A 19,829-nucleotide genomic window follows, 5' to 3' on the forward strand; every position below is an offset into this window, starting at 1 on the left:
CGGTGGATCAGGAACCGTGCGTGGTCTCGATGTCGAGGCGGATCAGGGCGCGCGCCGTGTCGAGCGCGGTGTGCACGCCTGCGGGCTCCGGGTGGCGGGCGATCACGTGCCCGAGCCGGTCGGAGGCACTGCGGGGCCTGCGTACGGGCGTACCGGGGGCGGCGGTGACCAGCACCGACTCGACCCCGTCGACGGCTGCGGCGGCCCGGGCGCCGTGGGCTGAGGTGAGGGTGCCGTCGGTGTCGGCGAGGAGGAACTGGATGCCGGCGTGGCCGGCCTCCTCGGCCTTCAGGTGCGGGGGCAGGCCGAGGGCGGCGCGGAGCTGCTCCCCGAGGAGGTCGACGCCGGTGGCGAGCCGGATCAGTTCGGGGATCATGCCGCCGGCCGGGCGGGGGTTGATCTCGATGAGGGCGGGCCCGTCCGTGGTCAGTTTGACCTCGGTGTGGGTGGCTCCCAGCCGGATCCCGGCCGCGTCCAGGGCCGCCGTCACCGTCTCGGTGATCTGCTGCGCGGTGGTGGCGGGCAGCGGGGCGGGGAAGAGGTGCCGGTGCTCGACGAAGTACGGGGTCGCGGTCACGGACTTGGCGGTGATGCCGACGCAGACGGCCTGCCCGTCCTGGCTGAACATCTCGACGCTGTACTCCGGGGCCTCCAGGTACTCCTCGACGAGGACGGTGCGGGCGGTGGGCATGCCCCGCACGTTGGTGTCGATCGCGAGGATCCGCTTGATCTGGGCGCGGACCTCCGCCTCGTCGGCGCAGAGCAGGACGTTGGTGGAGCCCGAGTCGTCGGCCGGCTTGACCACGCAGGGCAGTCCGGTGCGGGCGACGGCGGCCGCGGCCCCGTCCGGCTCGCGGACCAGGGCGTACCGGGGCTGGCGGACGCCCGCGGTCCGCAGCCTCTCGCGCAGGGCGGACTTGTCGCGGCAGACGGCCACCGCTTCGGGCGGGTTGCCGGGCAGGCCGAGCCACTGGGCGATCCGGGCGGCGGCCGGTACGTAGAAGTCGCTGGTGGTGGTGACGCCGGCGATCTCCTCCCGGCGGAAGCGTTCCTGTACGGCGGCGCGCAGGGCGGCGTCGGAGTTGGTGTCGCAGCGCACCACCTCGGCGCCGGTCTCCGCGAGTCCCCGGTAGCGGTCGGGGTCGCCGGTCAGCAGGACGGGTACGGTGCCCAGTTCGCGCGCCCGCTCCAGGGCCAGCATGCCGGTGCCGGTGGTGTTGGACTCCACGAACAGCAGGTGCCGGCGGATCCCGGCGGGCGGGCTGTAGGCGCGGGTGGACCAGGTGCGGGCGGTCCCCTCGGGGTGGAGGGCGGCCGGTGCGGTGGCGGTGGGCACCTCGCGCAGCCGGTTCGCGTCCCAGTGCTCGTCGCTGTAGACGGTGTCGGCGTAGCGGTCGCCGCGGTCGGGCAGGATGCCGACGATCCGGGTGCCGGGTTCGGCGCGCTCGGCGAGGCCGGTGAGGACCCGGTAGACGGAGCCCGAGGTGTTGCCGCCGAAGATCTGCTGCTCGCGGGCGAGGTCCCAGGTCGCGGCGAAGGCCTCGTGGTCGTTGAGCCAGTGCACCTCGTCGACGAGGGTGCGGTCCAGGTTCTTGGGCAGCAGGCTGTTGCCCAGTCCGCTCTGCAGGCGCTGCGGTACGTCGGGCTGGCCGAAGAGGGCGCTGCCCACGCAGTCGACGCCGACGACGTGCAGGGCGGGCAGGGCGGCACGCAGGGCCCGGGCGGTGCCGCAGAGGGAGCCGCCGCTGCCGACGGCTCCGACGAGGGTGTCGAACCGGCCCAGGTCCTCGAGGAGTTCACCGGCGAGGGTGCGGTAGGCGCCGGGGTTGTCGGGGTTGGTGTACTGCTGCGGCCAGAAGGCGCCGGGCAGTTCGCCGAGCAGCTCCGCGAGCCGCTCCAGGCGGGCGCTCTGCCATCCGTGGCTGGTCATGGCCTCGACGATGTGTACCCGGCAGCCCAGGGCGCGGAGTTTGGCGAGGGTGACGGGGTCGATGCGCGGGTCGGTGACGATGTGGACCTCGTGGCCCAGGGAGCGGCCGACGAGGGCGACGCCGAGGGCCATGGTCCCCGAGGAGCTCTCGATGACGGGGGCGCCCGGCTTCAGGGTGCCCAGCCGCCGGGCCTCCAGCAGGATGTTGCGGGCGACGCGGTCCTTCATCGCGAAGAGGTTCTGCAGTTCCAGCTTGGCGTAGACCTCCACGCCGCGGGCCTCGCCCAGGCGCAGCCGGACCAGCGGGGTGGCGCCGATCGCGTCCGTCACGGTGTCGAACAGCATGCTCAGATCTCCAGCTCGGTGGGGTGGACGGGCGCGGCGGTCGGGCTCCAGCTGTCGTCGCCGCCCAGGGAGCGGTGTACGGACACCTCTCCGCCGAGGGCGGCGCAGCCGGCCCGGATGTGCTCGGTCTTGCCGGCGAGGGCCGGGTCGCCGGCCTCCAGGAGGACGCCGAGCATGGTGCCGCTGTGGGCGAGCACCAGGCCCAGGCCGTCGACCTCGCGGCACAGGGCGTGCAGTTCCGCGAACCCGGCGCGCCGGCGGCGGTGGGCGTTCATCTCGGCGCTGCGGGTGGCGACGGCGCCGACCTCCTGGAGGTCGCCGCAGGCCACGGCGGCGGTGAGCCGGTCCAGCAGGAGCGCGTACTCCTCGCGGTCCGCGGCGTCGATGGCCCGGGCGACCCGGTTGTGCGCGACGGTGTCCACCTGGCCGCCCTCGTCGTGGGCGACGACGGTGAGCGGGGGAAGCACGCCGAGGCGGCGGCCGAGGCGCACCTCACGGTGGTGGAAGGCGACGATCTCGTCGTACATGACCCCGTCGGCCGGCTCGATGCCGCGCAGGAAGTCCTCGGTCTCGGCCGGGGTGAAGGCGCGGCCGTGGGCCGCGCCGACGGCCCGTACGGTGGCGACGAGGTCGGCGGAGGAGCTGGCGAGGCCCTTCCCCTCGGGCAGGTCCCCGGCCACTTCCAGCAGGCCGCCGTCCGTGGCGCCGAGGGCGGCCAGGACGGCTTCGGCGACCCGGCGGGACTTGGCCTTGTGCGCCGGCCGCACCTGGACGTCGCTCCGGCCGGGTCTGGGGTGGAAGACGGCGGTGGCCCAGCGCGCCAGGGGGAAGGTGACCAGGAAGTCGCCCTGCGGGTGGGGCAGGGCGCCCTGGAGCAGTTCACCGAAGGTGCCGAAGGCGCTGCCGGATCCGGCAAGGGCGGTGGAGATCCCTCCGGCGGGGTCAGTGCGCGTGCCGTACGCGGGTGCGGGTGCCATCGCCGTCCTCCCCCTCGGTCTCGGTGGCCGTCGCGGTACCGGCCGCGGGGCCGGTCGCGCCGTACAGGGCGCGGTCGCCCTCCTCGGCGCCCGCGCGGATCGCGGCGGCGCGCAGTTCCCAGTCGGTGGCGAGCCGTTCGTACGTCTCCCGCTGGGTGCGCAGTACCGCGCGCACGGCCTCCGGGCGGGCCGAACCGGCGGACACCATGCGCTCCAGGCCCCGGTCGACGTCGAAGGCCTCGGCGAGGAGCCGGGCGGGGTCGGTGAGGGTGATGCCGTGTCCGGCGGCCGCCTCGGCCAGCAGGGCGGGTTCGCCCGGGGCGGGGGCGGCGCCCGCCGTCGCGGCGAGCACGACGTACTTGCCGGCGACGACCTGGGCGGTGCGCCAGGGCACCCCCTCGGTGAGGCAGAGGGCGTTGGCGAGGCTGAACCCGCCGAGGAACTCGCGCTCGCACACCTGGCGCATGCGCTCGGCGCGGAAGGTGAGCCTGCGCAGCACCTCGGTGAGGAGGCGGACGGTGCCGTGGGCCGAGTCGAAGGCGTTCAGCAGGTGGGTGCCGGCCTCCTTGGACACCTCGACGAGGTTGCAGAAGGGGGTGTTGCGCTGGCCCAGGAGCACGTCGAAGTGGAAGGCGGTCAGGTGGGCGGTGCGCCCGCGGATCCGCTCCAGGACCGGGTAGTTCTTCTTCTGCGGCATGGCGGAGGAGATGCCGGACAGTTCGTCGGGCAGTTCGATGAATCCGTACTCGCTGCCGCCCCAGGTGAGCAGATCGGTGGTGAAGCGGCTCAGGGCCGTGCCCAGCAGGCTGAGCTCCGCGGTCAGTTCGGCGCTCCAGCGGCGCGAGGCCACAGCGGTCAGGGCGTGCGGCTGCGGGCGGGAGAAGCCGAGCAGCCGCGCCATCCGGTCGCGGTCCCAGGGCAGTTCCTGCCCGGCCATGGCGCCGGCGCCGAGCGGGGAGGCGTCGATGCCGTCGTAGGCGTTCAGCAGCCGGGCGTGGGTGTGCAGCAGGTGCTCGGAGAGCGCGGCGAGGTGGAAGCCGGGGGTGATGATCTGGGCGGCCTGGAAGTGCGTGTAGCCCGGCATGGGCAGGTCACAGGTCTCCTCGGCCAGCCGGTGCACGGCGGAGCCGAGTTCGAGGAGCGCCGCGGCGAACCGGGTGAGCTGGTCGCGGCCGTACATCACCTGGGCGCAGGCCTGGAGGTCGTTGCGGCTGCGGTCGGCGTGCCAGCGCACGACCGGGTGGGGCAGGCCCGCCTCGACGTGCCGTTCGAGGGCGAAGGCGATGTCCGACATGTTGGCGCCGGGCTGTGCGCTGAGGGTGTCGGGCCCGACGGAGTCCAGCAGGGCGGCGATCCGGTGGGCCTCCTCGGCGGTGATCAGGTCCATGCGGACGTACTCGGCGGCCAGGGTCTTCTCGATGGCGACGTAGTGGCGCAGCAGGTGGCGGGACTCGAAGCCGAACTGCGGGGCGAGCACTTCGTCGTGGAGGAGTTCGCCGGGGCCGCCGCGGATGCGGCCGCTCAGCTCGGGGGCGGGCCCCGGGGTATCGCTCGTCACGTGGTGTTCCGTTCCTGTTCTGGTGCGGGGCGCAGGGCGCGGGGCGCGTCGGCGCATGCCTCGTCGGCGCGCGGCGCGCGTGGGGCCGGTGCGGGGCGGGGCGGAGTCGGACGGGTGGGGCCTGCGGGGCCCCCGTTCAGCGGTGGTCGGCCGCGGCGAGGGCGGTGCGCAGGAGGGCGGCGGCCCTGGTGCTGTGCGGCGGCCGCATCAGTCCGTAGTGGTCGGTGGCGAGGTCGTGGCGGGTGAAGCCGGCCACGGCCCGCCCGGCCCACCGCTCGGCGGCGTGCTCCCCGGCTCCGGTTCCGCTCTGGAGGAACAGCACCTGGCAGGGGGCGGGCGGCGGCTCGTACGCGGCGGCGGCGCGGATCCCCGCACGGAACACCGCGTAGTGCCGGGCGAGATCACGCGGGTCCAGTCCGGGCGCGAAGCCGTCGCGTTCCACCTGCTCGGCGAGGACGGCGAGCCGGGCCGTGGTGTCGGCGACGCTCCGCAGCGCGCTGCGCAGGGCGGACACGCCCTCGTCGGACGGGTCGAAGCCGGCGGAGCGGGCCAGGTCCTCGTGGAACCACTCCAGCAGGTCGCTCTCGCCTGCGGGGACGTGACCGGGCTCCGGGTAGCCCGTGTCCAGCAGCGCGAGGATCGCCACTTCCTGCCCGGCGGCCCGCAGCCGGACGGCCATCTCGTAGGCGAGCAGCCCGCCGAAGGACCAGCCGGCCAAGTGGTAGGGGCCCTCGGGGCGGACCCGGCGCAGGGCCTCCACGTGGGCGGCGGCCAGCTCCTCCACGGTGGCGTCCGGCACCGGTCCGGGGGCGATCAGCCCGGGCGCCGACAGGCCGAACACCGGTCGGTCGGCGCCCATTTCGGCCGCCAGGGGCCGGTAGCAGAAGACGTTCCCGCCGATCGGGTGCACGAGGAAGAGCGGGTCGAGCGTGCCCTCGGGCCGGATACGGACCACCGGGTCCGGCGCCGCCTCGACGTGGCGGCCGCGCAGCAGCGCGGCCTGCCGGGCGACGGTCGGGTGTTCCATGACGGCCGAGACGGCGAGCCGTTCCCCGAAGGCCTGGTTGATCCGGCCGATCAGGCGCAGGGCGTCGATGGAGTGCCCGCCGGACTCGAAGAAGTCGTCGTGGACGCCGACCGGGCCGGCGGCCAGCAGCCGCTCCCAGATCCCGGCGAGGCGGGATTCGAGTGCGTCGCGGGGCGGGGTCGGTGCGACACCGCCTCGCAGGTCGGCGGGGTCCGGGTCGGGCAGGGCGGCCCGGTCCAGTTTGCCGTTGGCGGTCAGCGGGAGGGCTTCCAGGCACACCCAGGCGGAGGGGACCATGTACTCGGGCAGCCGCTCCCGGGCGTGCCGGGCCAGTTCGCCCGGTTCGGGAGCGGGGGCCGGGGCGCCGTCCGGGCCGGTGGCACCTGCCACGAGGTAGGCGACGAGGCGTTCGCCGCGGGGCAGGACCGCACAGTCGCGGACGCCGGGGTGTTCGGCGAGGACCGCTTCGATCTCCCCCGGCTCGACGCGGAAGCCGCGGATCTTGAGCTGGTGGTCGGTGCGGCCCGCGTACTCCAGGGCCCCGTCGGGGCGGTGCCGGGCCAGGTCGCCGGTCCGGTAGAGGCGGCGGGTGGTGCCGTCGGGGCCGGTGTGCTCGATGAACCGCTCGGCCGTCAGCTCCGGTCGTCCGTGGTAGCCGTCGGCGAGGCCGACGCCTTCGAGGAAGAGCTCCCCGGTGACGCCGAGGGGGACCTCGGCGAGGCGCCGGTCGAGGACGTGGGTGCGCATGTTGGCGATGGGGCGGCCGATGGGCACGGTGTCGCCACCGTCCGGCCGGCACTGCCAGTACGTGACGTCGACGGCCGCCTCGGTGGGCCCGTAGAGGTTGTGCAGTTCGACGCCGGGCAGCCGCTCGAAGAACCTGCGCTGCACCTCGTACGGCAGGGCCTCACCGCTGCACACCACCCGGGTGAGGCCGGCAGCGCCGGCCACGGCCGAGGGGTCGTCGAGGAAGACGCTGAGCATCGAGGGGACGAAGTGCACCGTGCTGACGCCCTCGTCCGCCATCAGGCCGGCGAGGTAGCCGGGGTCGCGCTGGCCGCCGGGGCGGGCGAGGACCAGGGTGGCGCCGGTCAGCAGCGGCCAGAAGAGCTCCCACACGGAGACGTCGAAGGTGTACGGCGTCTTGTGGAGCACGCGTTCGCCCGGTATCAGGCCGTACTCGTCCTGCATCCACAGCAGCCGGTTGGCGATGGCACGGTGGGATACCACGACTCCCTTGGGCTTGCCGGTGGATCCCGATGTGAAGATCATGTACGCCGGGTCGGCGGGCTCCGGGCCCGTGACGGGACCCGCGGCGCCCACGGCGTACCCGGTGTCCACGGCGCCGGTCGCGGCGTCGTCCGGTCTCACTACGGTGACCCCGGAGCCCTCCAGCCGGTCCGCCCACGCTCCTTCGGTGACCACCAGGCCGATACCGGACTCGGCGAGCAGGGACCGCACGCGCGGCGCCGGGTGCTCCGGGTCGAGCGGGACGTAGGCGGCGCCGGACTTCAGGACGGCGAGCAGGACGACGGGCAGGGCGAGGGAGCGTTCCAGCAGCAGGCCGACGAAGGTACCGGGGCCGGCGCCCCGTTCGCGCAGGGCCGCGCACAGCCGCTCGGCCTCGGTGTCGAGGGCCCGGTAGGTCAACTCCGCACCCTCGAAGCGGACGGCGGGGGCCTGCGGGGTCCGGTCGCGCTGGGCCTCGATCAGCCGGGTCAGGACGTGCGGCTGCGGGTAGTGGACGGCGGTCCGGTTCCACTCGGCGTAGCGCCGGTGCTCGGCCTCCGGAAGCAGGTCGGCGTCCGTGCAGTCGCGGTCCGGGGCCCCGGAAAGGTCGCGCAGCGCGGCCGTGTAGGAGGCGTGCGCGCTCTCCATCTGCTCCTCGGTGAACTGGGCGGCGTCGAAGCGCAGACCGAGTTCGAGCAGGGAGCCGTCGGGGCTGCGGGAGAACTCCGCGCCGAAGGCGAAGTCGGTGCCCGCCTCACCGGTCTCCTCCAGCACGGTGAACGCGCCGCCGGTGGGCCCGTCCTGCTCCACGTGGAAGTGGGTGTAGTTGAAGAAGGTCTCGAAGAGCGGGCCGCCCCCGGACAGGCGCTGGATCTCAGCGAGCGGGAAGCGCCGGTACGCGTGCAGCTCGGCCTCCAGCTCGGCGACGTGCGCGACGAGGCCGCGCCAGCCGAGCCCGGTGATGCCGGCGCTCAGCGGCAGGGTGTTCAGGAAGGCGCCGACGACCTTGTCGCCGTCGGTCTCCTCGGCCCGCCCGTTGTGGACCACTCCGGTGGTGACCCTGTCGCCGCCGCCCAGCAGGGCCATGACCCGCAGGTGGGCGGCGAGCAGGACGGTGCGCAGCGGTACGCCGCACTCCGCGGCCAGGGTGGTCAGCCGGGCGTGCAGCCCCTCCGGGAGCGGCGCGAGGTACCAGGACATGCGGGCCGGTCCGCCGGTCGCCGCCGGGCGCGGCAGCCGGGTCGCGGGGGCGTCGGCGGTCCGGGCGGTCCAGAACGCGCGCTGTCCGGCGTCGGCCAGGGCGGCCCGTTCGAGGGCGACGAAGGTGGCGAACCGGGAGCGGGGGCCCGCGTCCGGGGAGGGTCCGTCCTTCTCCGGTCCACCATTCTCCGGTCCGGCAGCGCGCGGGGCGGCGAGCGCCTCGGTGTAGCAGGAGGCCAGTTCGGTGAGGAGCGAGCGTTCGCTCCAGCCGTCCAGGACGGCGTGGTGCTCGGCGACGAACAGGCGGAGCCGGGTGTCGGAGAGCCGCTGGACGTGGAAGCGGATCAGCGGGGGACGGTCCCAGGCGAACGGCCGGTCGCGCTCGGCGGCGTAGCGGGCGGCGACGGCGGTGTCCTGTGCCTCGGGGTCGAGTCCGTACAGGTCCTCGAAGGTGATCTCCGGGCGGGCGCCGCGGTGGACGAGCTGGAGGGGCTCGGTGAATCCGTGCGGGTCGAAGGAGGTGCGCAGCATCTCGTGCCGGGCCGCGAGGACCTCGACGGTGGTCCGCCAGGCGGCTTCCGAGAAGGGCGCCTCGACCAGGTAGGAGGCCACGTTGTGGTAGACGCGTCCGCCGGCCGACGGCAGGTCGCTGTGGTAGAGCATGCCGGCCTGGAGCCGGGTCATCGGGTAGGCGTCCTCCAGCCCCTCGGGGAGGGCGGCGCGGTCCTCGGGGGTGAGCAGCGCGAACGGCTCGTACGGGGCCTCGTCGTCGGCCGCCGCCTCCCGCCGGGTCACCACGGGGGCGAGGGCGCGGGCCGACTGACGGCGCATGAGGTCGGCGACGGTGAGGTCGAGGCCGCGTTCGCGGATCCGGGCGAGTACCTGGAGGGAGCGGATGGAGTCCCCGCCGAGGGCGAACCAGTTGTCCAGGGCGCCGACCCGTTCGTGCCCGAGGACCTGCGCGAAGACCTCGGTGAGTGCGGTCTCGACCGGCCCGCGGGGTGCCTCGTAGGCGGCCGTGGGGGTCCGGGCGACCGAGCCGGGGGCGGGCAGGCGGCGGCGGTCGGTCTTGCCGTTGGCGGTCAGCGGGAAGGCGGGCAGGGTGACGAAAGCGCCGGGGATCATGTAGCCGGGCAGCCGCCGCGCGAGGTGGGTGCGCAGCTCCTCCACGGTGGGACCCGCGCCGTCCTCGGCCCCGGTCACGGCCAGGTAGCCGACGAGGACGTCGGTCCCCGCGGGATCCGGTGCGACGAGGGCGACCGCGGCGTCGACGAGGGGGTGCGCGGCCAGGGCCGCTTCGACCTCGCCGAGTTCGATCCGGAAGCCGCGCAGTTTGACCTGGTGGTCGATGCGGCCGAGGTACTCCAGGTCCCCGTCGGGCAGGACGCGCGCCAGGTCGCCGGTACGGTACAGCCGCTCGCCGGCCGAGAGCCCGGCGGGTGCGTCGGCGACACGGCCGGCGGGGCCGTCCCCGAGGCCGGTGGGGAAGCGCTCGGCGGTGAGTTCGGCCCGGCGCAGGTAACCACGGGCGAGGCCGGCGCCGGCGACGTACAGCTCGCCGACGGCTCCGCGCGGGACGGTCCGGCCGCGCGCGTCGAGCAGGTGCAGGCGCAGGTCGGGGATGGGCACGCCGATGACGCTGCCGCGGCCCTCCTCGGCGTCGCGGGCGGTCAGCGGCCGGTAGGTGACGTGCACGGTGGTCTCGGTGATGCCGTACATGTTGACCAGGCGGGGTGCGGTGTCGCCGTGCCGGGCGAACCAGCCGGCGAGCGCGGCGACATCGAGGGCCTCCCCGCCGAAGACGACGTGGCGCAGGCTCACTCCGGACTCTGACCCTGACCCGGGTCCGGACCCGGACCCGGCCGCAGCGGCCGTGCGGTGGTGTTCCTCGTCGGCGCGGGCCAACTGGTAGAAGGCGGAAGGGGTCTGGTTGAGGACGGTGACGCGTTCCGCGCGCAGCAGCCGGTGGAACTCCTCGGGCGAGCGGCTCGTCCCGTACGGGACCACGACGAGTCGGCCGCCGTGGGCGAGGGCTCCCCAGAGCTCCCAGACGGAGAAGTCGAAGGCGATGGAGTGGAAGAGGGTCCACACGTCCTGGGGGCCGAAGCCGAACCAGTGGTCGGTGGCGGAGAACAGCCGGGTGATGTTGGCGTGGGGCACGAGGGTGCCCTTGGGGAGGCCGGTGGAGCCGGAGGTGTAGATGACGTAGGCCAGATGGTCCGGGGTCACGCCGGCGTCGGGGGCGGTGTCCGGTTCGGTGGCCAGGAGCGGGGCGTCGGCGAGCAGGTCGACCGTGTGCAGGGCGGAGGCGTGCGGGGCGGAGGCGTGCGGGGCGGAGGCGGTGGCGGGGGCGTCCCACAGGTCCCGGGTGGCGGTGGTGCCGACGATGTGCTCCAGGCGGGCGTCGCCGACGATGTGGCGCAGCCGCTCGGGCGGGTTGTCGGGGTCGAGCGGCAGATAGGCGCCGCCGGCCTTGAGGATGCCGAGCAGACCGACGACGAGGTCGGCGGAGCGGGGCAGGCACAGGCCGACGAGGGTGTCGGGTCCCACACCGAGGGCGCGCAGCCGGTGGGCGAGCCGGTTGGCCCGGGTGTCGAGCTCGCGGTAGGTGAGGGACGTGCCCTCGTGGACGAGGGCGACGGCCTCGGGCGTGCGGGCGGCATGGGCCGCGAAGATCTCGTGGACGCAGTGGGACTCACCCGGCGCGTGCGGGAGGCGGCCGCCGGGCGGGAGGGCGCCGTCGGGCGAGAGGGCGCCGTCGGGCGAGAGCGGGGCAGCGGCCGGGAGCGGGGAGCCGATGCCGTGGCGCTCCTCGCCCGACAGCATCGGCAGGGCGTCGACCGGCAGTTCGGGGTGGTCGGTGGCGGCGTCGAGGAGCCGGGCGAAGTGCCGGCCGAACTGCTCGATCGTGGCGGCCTCGAACAGGTCGGCGCGGTACTCGAGCCGGCAGCTCAGCGACCCGCCGCTGCGCACGACGTCGAAGGTGAGGTCGAACTTGGCGGTTCCGGCAGGCCCTTCGAGCATCCTGGCCCGCGGTCCGGGCAGGCCGTCGGTCATGCCGTCCTCGTCGTGCAGGCCGAACATGACGTGGAACAGGGGCGCTTCCTCGCCCGTGCGGCCCGGGCCGACCCGGTCGACGATCCGCTCGAAGGGCAGGTCCTGGTGGTCCTGGGCGTCGAGCACGGTGTCCCGTACGCGCTCCAGGTGGACCCGGAACGCGGGGTGGTCGGACAGGTCCGCGCGGATCACCAGCGTGTTGACGAACAGGCCGACGGTGTCCTGGAACTCCTTGCGGTTGCGGCCCGCCACGGGAGTCCCGACCAGCACGTCGTCGGTGCCCGTGTACCGGCCCAGCACGACCTGGAAGGCCGCCAGCATCAGCATGTAGGGCGTGCTGTGCGTGTCGCGGCACAGCCGCTCCATCCGGGCGAGCACCGGGGCGGGCACGTCGAAGGAGTGCAGCGCCGCCGCGCCGCGGGCCGCGCCCGCCCCGGGCCGGCCGTCCCGGGGCAGGGGCGCGTCGGGCAGTTCCCCGCCCAACTGCTCCTCCCAGTGGGCGAGCTGGCGCCGGGCGGCCTCGCCCCGGAGCCATTCCTCCTGCCAGTCGGAGAAATCGGCGTACTGGTACTCCGGGGCCTCCTCGGCCGGTCCCGGCCGCGGACCGTCGGTGTACCGGGCGTACGCGGCGAGGAGTTCACGGGCGAGGATCCCGACGGACCAGCCGTCGGCGACGATGTGGTGCAGGGCGAGCGCGAGGACGGCGCCGCCGGAGGTGTGCAGCAGGGCCGCCCGGAAGAGCGGTCCGGCCTCCAGGTCGAAGGGCCGGTGGTGCTCGGCGGCCATCCACTCCTCGACGTCCCGGTCCTCGCCCGCCGTGGCGGAGGACCAGACGAGCGCGGCCTCGGTGTCGATGTGCTGCCACAGCTCGCCGTCCCGCAGGACGAAGCGGGTGCGCAGCGCCTCGTGCCGGTCGATCAGTCCCTGCGCGCAGGCGCTGAGCGCGGCCTCGTCCACCGGCCCTTCGAGGCCGTAGAAGACCGGCATGTGGTAGGTCGGCCTGCCCTCCTCCATCTGCTGGAGGAAGTACATGCGCTGCTGGGCTGCCGATGCTCGGAACGCGCTGAACGACGGCTCCGCAGGGCGTTCGATCGGATCGTGACTGGCCAAGACAACTCCCTCGACGCCGCACCGGTGCCTGGTACGCGGCGCATGCTCCGCTTGATTGCCCGCTCAGCCTAGGAACGGTGCGGATTCGGGTGAAGTCGCCTCTTTACGGTCCCCGATTCACGTGACCGGGGTCGTCGGCCTACGGGGCCGCCGCGGCCTCGATCAGCCGACGACCCACGGGAATACGGACGGAAGCCCGTGTTCCAGCACCCTTCGAGGGCCCCGGGGCGCGACACGCCGCCGCGTGTGCCGGGGCGGTCCATCACGTACCGACGCGACCCTGATGCAACAGAATTGCTTTAAGCTGGTCGCATGAGCCGAAGAGCGATGGTCCGCCCCGGAGGCCGCAGCGCGCGGGTCCAGCAGGCGGTGCACACCGCCGTACGGGAGCTGCAGGCCGAGGTGGGGCGTCCGGAACTGACCGTCCCGATGGTCGCGGCGCGGGCCGGCGTCACCCCGTCGACGATCTACCGCCGCTGGGGCGACCTGCAGGAACTGCTCTCCGACGTCGCCGTCGAGCACCTGCGCCCGGAGGCTCCGCCGCAGGACCACGGCGATCTGCTGGCGGACCTGCGCGGCTGGGCCGAGCAGTTCCTGGAGGAGATGGCCTCGCCCACGGGGCGCGCGTACATCCGCGACGCCCTGCTGGGGGACGCCGACGGCGAGAACGCGGGCCGGTGTTCGACCTATGCGGCGGAGCAGATCGCCGTCGTGCTCGCCCGCGCCGAGGAACGCGGCGAGGAGGCCCCGGACGTCGAGACGGTGCTCGACCGGGTCGTGGCACCGATGATGTACCGCATCCTCTTCCGCCCCACCGGCCTCACCGACGCGTACGCGCACGAGCTCGCCCGGGAGGCCGTCCAGGGCTTCGGCGCACCCCGCTGACGCACCCCGCCGACGCGCCGCACGACAGCCCCCGGCCGCACCGGTCGACACCTCGGGCTCAGCGGCCCTCGGGGAGGTCTGCCACGGGTACGAGCCGGTAGCCGTCCCCCTCGGCGATCACGTGACCTGCCGTCGGCGCGGGGAAGTGCGTGCCGAGGACCAGGGCGCCGGTGTCGGCGAGCCCGGCGAGCAGCGCCCGGCGGGTGGCCTCGGCCTGCACGGGGTCGATGTCGACGCAGCTGCCGATCTCCGGGCGCGCCAGCTGTACGGGGTGGTGGACCGCGTCCCCGGTGATGAGGGCCGCCGCGCCCGCGCTGCTCACCCGTACGGCGATCTGCCCGGGGGTGTGCCCCGGGGCGGGCAGCAGGCGCAGCCCGTCGGCCACGTCGACGCCGTCGGCCGGTACGTCGACCAGGTCGAGCAGACCGGCCTGCTCGACCGGCACGACGGAATCGCGGAACATGTCGCTGCGCGCCTCGTCCATGTCGTACGCGGCCCAGAACTCGCGCTCCGCCCGCGACGTGAGGTAGCGGGCGCGCGGGAAGGTCGGCACCCACGCGCCGTCGACCTCCCGGGTGTTCCAGCCGACGTGGTCGGTGTGCAGGTGGGTGAGGATCACCAGGTCGACGTTCCCGGGGGTGAATCCGATGGCCGCGAGGCGTTCGAGGTAGTCGGTGCGGAGGTTGTGCCAGGCCGGGTTGGCCCGCGTCTTGCCGTTGCCGATCCCGGTGTCGACGAGGACCCGCAGGCCGTCCACGACCAGCGCGAAGCTGTGGCTGTCGAGGTGCAGGACGCCGTCCGGGCCGGCGTGGTCGGGGCGCAGCCAGGCGTGTTCGGCGACCACGTCCGGGGTGGCGGCGGGCAGCAGCCACGGTCCGGTCGCCGGCGGCAGGGGCATCTCGTCGACGCGGTGGACCGTGATCTCCCCGACGGACCAGTGGGCGGCGGCGGCCGGGGCCGGCTCGGTGAACTGGGCGGTGCGCATGTGCGTGTTCCTTCGTCTACGGGCGCCCGCGGGCGTCCACGGCGGGCGACGAACAGCAAAAGCGATTCATTCGCTTTAAGCGACCGTAGGCCCTACCGTGACCTAACGCAAGGCGTTAGCTTTAAGGCGGCGATCATCCACGCGCCGCTCACCCTGAAGGAAGGCAGTACATGTCCGCCTCAGACCTCACCCCTCCCGAAGCCGCCCGCTGGGCCGCACGGTCCGGGCTGCCGCTCGCACCGGACCGCCACGCGGAAGTGGCAGCCACCGCCGACCACATCCACGCCGTCGTATCGCTCCTGCGGGAACTGGACTTCGGCGAAACACCGCCCGCCGCCGCGTACCGCGCGGGAGGGGAGCAGCACGATGCAGCCGTATGAGCTGGCCGTGGCCGAAGCGGCCGAGGCCGTGCGCACCCGCACGGTCTCACCGGTCGAACTGGTGGACTCGGCGCTGGAGCGCATCGCGCGGGTCGAACCGCGCCTGCGGGCCTTCACCACCGTGACGGCGGACCGGGCGCGCGCGGCGGCGCGGCAGGCGGAGACCGAGGTCGCCGAGGGCACCCACCGCGGGCCCCTGCACGGAATACCCGCCGGCCTGAAGGACCTCATCGACGTGGCCGGGCTGGCCACCACGGCGAGCTCCCGGGTCCGTACCGGGCACCGGGCGCAGACCGACAGCACGGTCGCCGCGCGGCTCGCCGCGGCCGGAACGGCCCTGGTGGGCAAGACCCACACGCACGAGTTCGCCTACGGCCTGACCACCCCTCAGACGGTCAACGCCTGGCACCCGGAGCGGGTGGCCGGCGGTTCCAGCGGCGGGTCGGCCGTCGCCGTCGCCTCCGGGGCGGCCGCCTTCGCCCTGGGAACCGACACCGGTGGATCGATCCGGGTACCCGCCGCCCTCAACGGGGTCGTCGGGCTGAAACCGACGTACGGGCTGGTGCCCCGCCACGGCGTGACCTCGCTGGCCTGGTCACTCGACCACGTGGGCCCGCTCACCCGCACCGTGGAGGACGCGGCGCTGGTCCTGGCCGCCCTGGTCGGGCACGACCCGCGCGACCCGGCCTCCGCCCCGGCCCCGGTGGTGGACTACCGGCCGGGCCCCGGTACGGATCTGACGGGGCTTCGGGTCGGCGTGCCGGGCAACTACTACTTCGACCACGTCGATCCCGAGGTCGAGGCCGCCGTCCGCCGGGCGATCGGGCGGCTGGAGGAACTCGGCGCCCGCCTCGTCGACGTCGAGATCCCGATGACGCGCTACATCCAGGCGACCCAGTGGGGTCTGATGGTGCCCGAGGCCACCGCCTACCACGAGCGGACGCTGCGGGCGGTGCCCGACCTCTACGGCACCGACGTCCGCGTGCTCCTGGAGGCGGGCGAGCTGCTGACCGCGGGGGACTACCTGCGCGCCCAGCGCGCCCGCACCCTCATGCGGCAGGCCTGGCAGGACATGCTGGAGACGGTCGACCTGATCGCCGCGCCGACCGTACCGCTCACCGCCGTGGAGGCCGGACGGACGAGCGTGACCTGGGGCGACGGCAGCGTGGAAAGCGTCCCCGAGGCGTACGTGCGGCTGTCGGCCCCCGCCAATCTGACCGGCGTCCCCTCGCTGAGCGTGCCCGTCGGCCTGGACGCGGCGGGCCTGCCGATCGGCATGCAGCTCATGGGCAGGCCGTTCGGCGAGGCCGCGCTGCTGCGCGCGGGACACGCCTACGAACGGACGGGCACCGCGCTCGGCCGGCCCCCGGAGCCGGCCGCGTAGCCCGCGGGCGGTCCCGTGACGGGAGGGCGACGGTAGCGCCGTGGCGCCCTGCAATCGCGCCGAACCGGCCGTGTCGGCGGCGCAGTTGAGCCAGTCGGCGCGGCTGCGGCCGGTCTGTCTGGTGGGCATCGGGGCCGCTAAGTAATGTCACATCACATGATGCTCTTACGGCGTGCGGCGTCGGCCGCTGCCCTTGTCGCCCTCGTCCTCCCCCTGGCGGTCTCCTCCCCCGCGCACGCGGCCGACGGCTCGTCCGCCTGCCGCGCCTCCGCCTCCGTACCGCTCGACGCCGAACAGGCGCGGCTCGCCGACCCGCGCACCACCGCCCTCGTCGAGCGTGCCGGGTTCGGGGACTTCGTCCGGCGGTTCCCCGCCGCACTGTGCGCGACCCGCGGCCGCGCCGAGGCCGACCGGCTGGTGGAGGACTGGGGCGAGGCGCTCTGGCAGGCCTCCGTACGACGGGCCCAGGGCCTGCGGCCCGGCGGCGACCTCGCCCCCGGGGACGACCGGCCGCTGTACTGGGCGCGGCTCGGCATGACCGCCGCACTCGCCCGCTGGCAACCGGAGTTCACCGTAGACCGGGCCGCGCTCCGCGCCCGCTTCGAGGACGCCTCCCGCGGCCTCACCGACAACGCCTTCCGCACCGCGCCCGGCGTACGGCGCGTGTTCATCAGCGGGTTCGACCCCTTCGGGCTCGACGCCGAGATACGCCGCGCGAACCCCTCCGGATCGGCCGCCCTCCAGCTCAACGGGCGGCGCGTGACCCTCGCCGACGGCAGCCCCGCCGAGATCCGCGCCGTCGTGCTCCCCGTCCGGTACGCCGACTTCGACGCCGGCATGGTGGAGCGGGCGTTCGCCCCGCGCATGGCCGGCGGCCCGGCCTCGGCGGACATCATCACCAGCGTCAGCCAGGGCTACCCCGGCATCTTCACCCTGGAGGACTGGGCGGGACGGGCCCGGTCCGCCGACCCGTACCCCGACAACGTACGCGCCCTCTCCGGCGGCACCCGCGAGCGGCCGGTGACCGCCCCGGGCCTGGGCCCGGGACCGGAGTTCATCCGGACCACGCTCCCCGCGGCCGCCGTGACCGGCGCCGTGCAGACCCCGTACCCGGTCCTCCTCAACTCCGATGTGACGGAGATCCCGGCGGGCGGCACGGCTCCCGTCGACCGGACCGACGGCCCGACGCCCGGCTCGCGGGCCGTGGCGGGCGGCGGGGGCGGCTACCTGTCCAACGAGGTGGCCTACCGCTCCAACCGGCTGCGCGCCGAACTCGCCCCGCACCTGCCCGGCGGCCACCTCCACACCCCGGTGCTCACCGGCCTGCCGGCCGACCCGCAGTTGCTGACGGGCCCCGAGTTCGAACGCAACGAGAGCGCGATCACCGCGGAGGTCCGCGCGGTCCTGGAACACGCCGCCGTCCGCCGCTAGGCCGTCTCTTTCGGATCCTGCCGGGCCCGGCCCGGCGACCGCCCCCGCCTGCGGTACGTGCGCCTGCCATGGGGCAGGATGGCAGCCCGTTCCGGATGCGCACATGTGCCCGAACGGGGCTTCACGCACGACGAACTGACAGGTGACAAGGTGACGACACACCTCATACGACGGTCGGCAGCGTCCGCCGCCACTCCCCCGGGCCGGCGCCGCGGAAGGGTGGGCGTCCGTTGAACCGGGATCTCGTCCTGCACGACTGGCTGGTCGCCGGGATCGCCCTGGCGGCGGGCGCCGCGGCCGGACTTCTGCTGCGCGCCCTGCTGCGGTGGCTGGGCCGGCATGCCGAGCGGACCCGGTGGCGGGGCGACGACATCATCGTCGACGCGCTGCGCACCATCGCCCCCGGGGCCGCCCTCATCGCCGGCGCCGCGGTGGCCGCGACGACCCTGCCGCTCACCGCGCGGGTCTCCGGCTTCGTGAACCAGACCCTGACCGCGCTGCTCATCCTGATCGCCACGCTCAGCGCGGCCCGGGTCGTGGCGGGCCTGGTCCAGTCCGTGGCGGGAACACGCACGGGGGTGGCCGCGTCGGCGTCCATCTTCGTCAACATCACCCGGATCGTGGTCCTCGTGATGGGCGTGCTCGTCGCCCTGGAAACCCTCGGCGTCTCCATCGCGCCGCTGGTCACCGCCCTCGGAGTGGGTGGTCTGGCGGTGGCCCTGGCCCTCCAGGACACCCTCGCCAACCTCTTCGCCGGGGTGCACATCCTCGCGTCCAAGACCGTGCAGCCCGGTGACTACATCCGGCTCACCAGCGGCGAGGAGGGATATGTCGTCGACATCAACTGGCGCAACACCGTGGTGCGCAACCTGTCGAACAACCTGGTCATCATCCCCAACGGGCGTCTGGCGCGCACGAACATGACCAACTTCACCCAGCCGGAGGCCAAGTTCTCGATCCTGGTCCAGGTGGGGGTGGGCTACGAGAGCGATCTGGAGCACGTCGAGCGGGTGACCCTCGACGTCGTCGACAGCGTGATGGCCGACATCAACGGAGCGGTCCCCGACCACGAAGCGGCCGTCCGCTTCCACACGTTCGCGGAATCCCGGATCAACTTCACGGTGATCCTGGGCGTCGGCGAGTTCAGCGATCAGTACCGGATCAAGCACGAGTTCATCAAGCGCCTGCACGAGCGGTTCCGCACGGAGGGCATCTCGATCCCCGCCCCGACCCGTACGGTCGCACTCCACCGGGACGAACAGCGGACGCCGTCCGCACCGCACGCACCGGTCCCGCACCAGCGCGAGGCATCGTCGCTGCTCCCGGACGCCGGCCGGTAGACCCGCGTCGCCGCCCCCGCGCCGCCGCCGGCCGGCGTGGACGCGGGGGCGGCGGTTGCGGTGGCCGGAACCGACCGGAGGCTCCGGGGCCCGAGGGCAAAATCCGCGTGCGGTACGTCAAGACCTCGCCAGGGCGGGTGGCTCCGCCCTTCGCCGTGGGCAGTCTGCCCTCGGACATCTGGCTCTGGTCGAGATCGTCACCTCCGGACGGGAGGCATCACATGCCCGGGTACCGACTGCACGACCGCGCCGCCCTGATCGGGGCCCTCGTCGTACCCCTCCTCGTGGCGCTGGCGCTCGTCCCCTTCCGCACGCATCTGTCCACGACGAACGAGGCCCTGGTCCTGGTCGTCGCCGTCGTCGCGATCGCCGCCTCGGGTACGCGCGCCGCCGCGGCCCTGGCCGCGCTCTCCGCGGCAGGCTGGTTCGGTGTACTCCTCCTCGCCCGGCCCTACCGGCCGTTCACCCTCGCCGACCGGGACGAGATCCAGACGGCCGTCCTGCTGCTCGTCGTCGGGCTGATCGTCTCGCAGTCGGCCGTGCGCGCCCGACGGCTGCAGGCGGTCGTGGTCACCGGCGCCGCGCACCTGTCCAGCCTCCAGGGCACCGCCCGGCTGGCCGAGCAGGGCGGTGCACCGGATGCGGTGGTCGAGTTCGTCCGCCGGGAGCTGATCGGTGTACTGGGGCTGCGCGGCTGCCGCTTCGAGTACGGAACCCTGATCGGGCACCGGCCGCGGCTGGAGCACGGCGGCGGTCTGTGGCTGCGGCGGGGCGGCGAAGTCACCGGGTACGCCGACTGGCCGGACGGCGAGACCGAGCTGCGGGCCGTCGGGGGCGGGCACTACTACGGCCGTTTCCTCCTCGACCCGTTCCCCGGGCGCCCGCTGCCGCCCGAGGAGGCCCGCTCGGTGGCGGTCGCACTGGCCGCCCTGGCGGGCGCGGCGCTGGACACGGCCGGGGTGTCCCACCGGGGCTGAGCCGGGGCGTCCC

General features: G+C 74.3%; 11 protein-coding genes. 6 read left to right on the forward strand and 5 right to left on the reverse strand.

The window, feature by feature from the left end; all coding sequences use genetic code 11:
• Nucleotides 1–7: 7 nt before the first annotated feature.
• The 4 genes from OG373_RS07280 to OG373_RS07295 form a co-directional block, all read right to left on the reverse strand.
• Nucleotides 8–2,275, reverse strand: coding sequence for a pyridoxal-phosphate dependent enzyme (locus OG373_RS07280; protein WP_405436811.1), 2,268 nt, complete (start codon nt 2,273–2,275; stop codon nt 8–10).
• 2 nt (nt 2,276–2,277) lie between these two features.
• Entirely contained in the window at nt 2,278–3,252 is a 975-nt protein-coding gene (locus OG373_RS07285; protein WP_405436813.1) for a kinase, read from the reverse strand.
• Nucleotides 3,218–4,810, reverse strand: coding sequence for an argininosuccinate lyase (locus OG373_RS07290; protein ID WP_405436816.1), 1,593 nt, complete (start codon nt 4,808–4,810; stop codon nt 3,218–3,220). Before OG373_RS07290 ends, OG373_RS07285 begins: the two co-directional genes overlap by 35 nt.
• Before the next feature lie 136 nt (nt 4,811–4,946).
• Nucleotides 4,947–12,434 (reverse strand): amino acid adenylation domain-containing protein, encoded by a 7,488-nt coding sequence (locus OG373_RS07295; protein WP_405436817.1) that lies wholly within the window; start codon nt 12,432–12,434, stop codon nt 4,947–4,949.
• Nucleotides 12,435–12,746: 312 nt separating this feature from the next.
• On the opposite strand from OG373_RS07295, the gene OG373_RS07300 reads away from it, so the two are divergent.
• Complete coding sequence (locus OG373_RS07300) at nt 12,747–13,319, forward strand: TetR/AcrR family transcriptional regulator (protein ID WP_405436818.1); 573 nt, start codon at nt 12,747–12,749, stop codon at nt 13,317–13,319.
• Nucleotides 13,320–13,377: 58 nt separating this feature from the next.
• On the opposite strand, the gene OG373_RS07305 is transcribed toward OG373_RS07300, so the two are convergent.
• Nucleotides 13,378–14,304, reverse strand: coding sequence for an MBL fold metallo-hydrolase (locus OG373_RS07305; protein WP_405436820.1), 927 nt, complete (start codon nt 14,302–14,304; stop codon nt 13,378–13,380).
• Between the two features lie 170 nt (nt 14,305–14,474).
• On the opposite strand from OG373_RS07305, the gene OG373_RS07310 reads away from it, so the two are divergent.
• The 5 genes from OG373_RS07310 to OG373_RS07330 all read left to right on the forward strand — a co-directional run bounded on the left by OG373_RS07310 (nt 14,475) and on the right by OG373_RS07330 (nt 19,816).
• Nucleotides 14,475–14,684, forward strand: a complete 210-nt coding sequence (locus OG373_RS07310; RefSeq protein WP_405436822.1) for a hypothetical protein — start codon at nt 14,475–14,477, stop codon at nt 14,682–14,684.
• Nucleotides 14,671–16,068: an amidase gene (locus OG373_RS07315; protein ID WP_405436824.1), complete on the forward strand. Its 1,398-nt coding sequence runs from the start codon at nt 14,671–14,673 to the stop codon at nt 16,066–16,068. The genes OG373_RS07310 and OG373_RS07315 overlap by 14 nt, the downstream gene beginning before the upstream one ends.
• A gap of 156 nt (nt 16,069–16,224) precedes the next feature.
• The gene (locus OG373_RS07320) at nt 16,225–17,499 is read left to right on the forward strand and encodes a pyroglutamyl peptidase (RefSeq protein WP_405436825.1); all 1,275 of its coding nucleotides are present in this window, start codon (nt 16,225–16,227) and stop codon (nt 17,497–17,499) included.
• 230 nt (nt 17,500–17,729) lie between these two features.
• Nucleotides 17,730–18,839, forward strand: coding sequence for a mechanosensitive ion channel family protein (locus tag OG373_RS07325; protein ID WP_405436826.1), 1,110 nt, complete (start codon nt 17,730–17,732; stop codon nt 18,837–18,839).
• Nucleotides 18,840–19,060: 221 nt separating this feature from the next.
• Nucleotides 19,061–19,816, forward strand: coding sequence for a DUF4118 domain-containing protein (locus OG373_RS07330; protein ID WP_405436828.1), 756 nt, complete (start codon nt 19,061–19,063; stop codon nt 19,814–19,816).
• Nucleotides 19,817–19,829: the final 13 nt, after the last annotated feature.

Source organism: Streptomyces avidinii, from assembly GCF_045161815.1.
Taxonomy (GTDB): domain Bacteria; phylum Actinomycetota; class Actinomycetes; order Streptomycetales; family Streptomycetaceae; genus Streptomyces; species Streptomyces avidinii.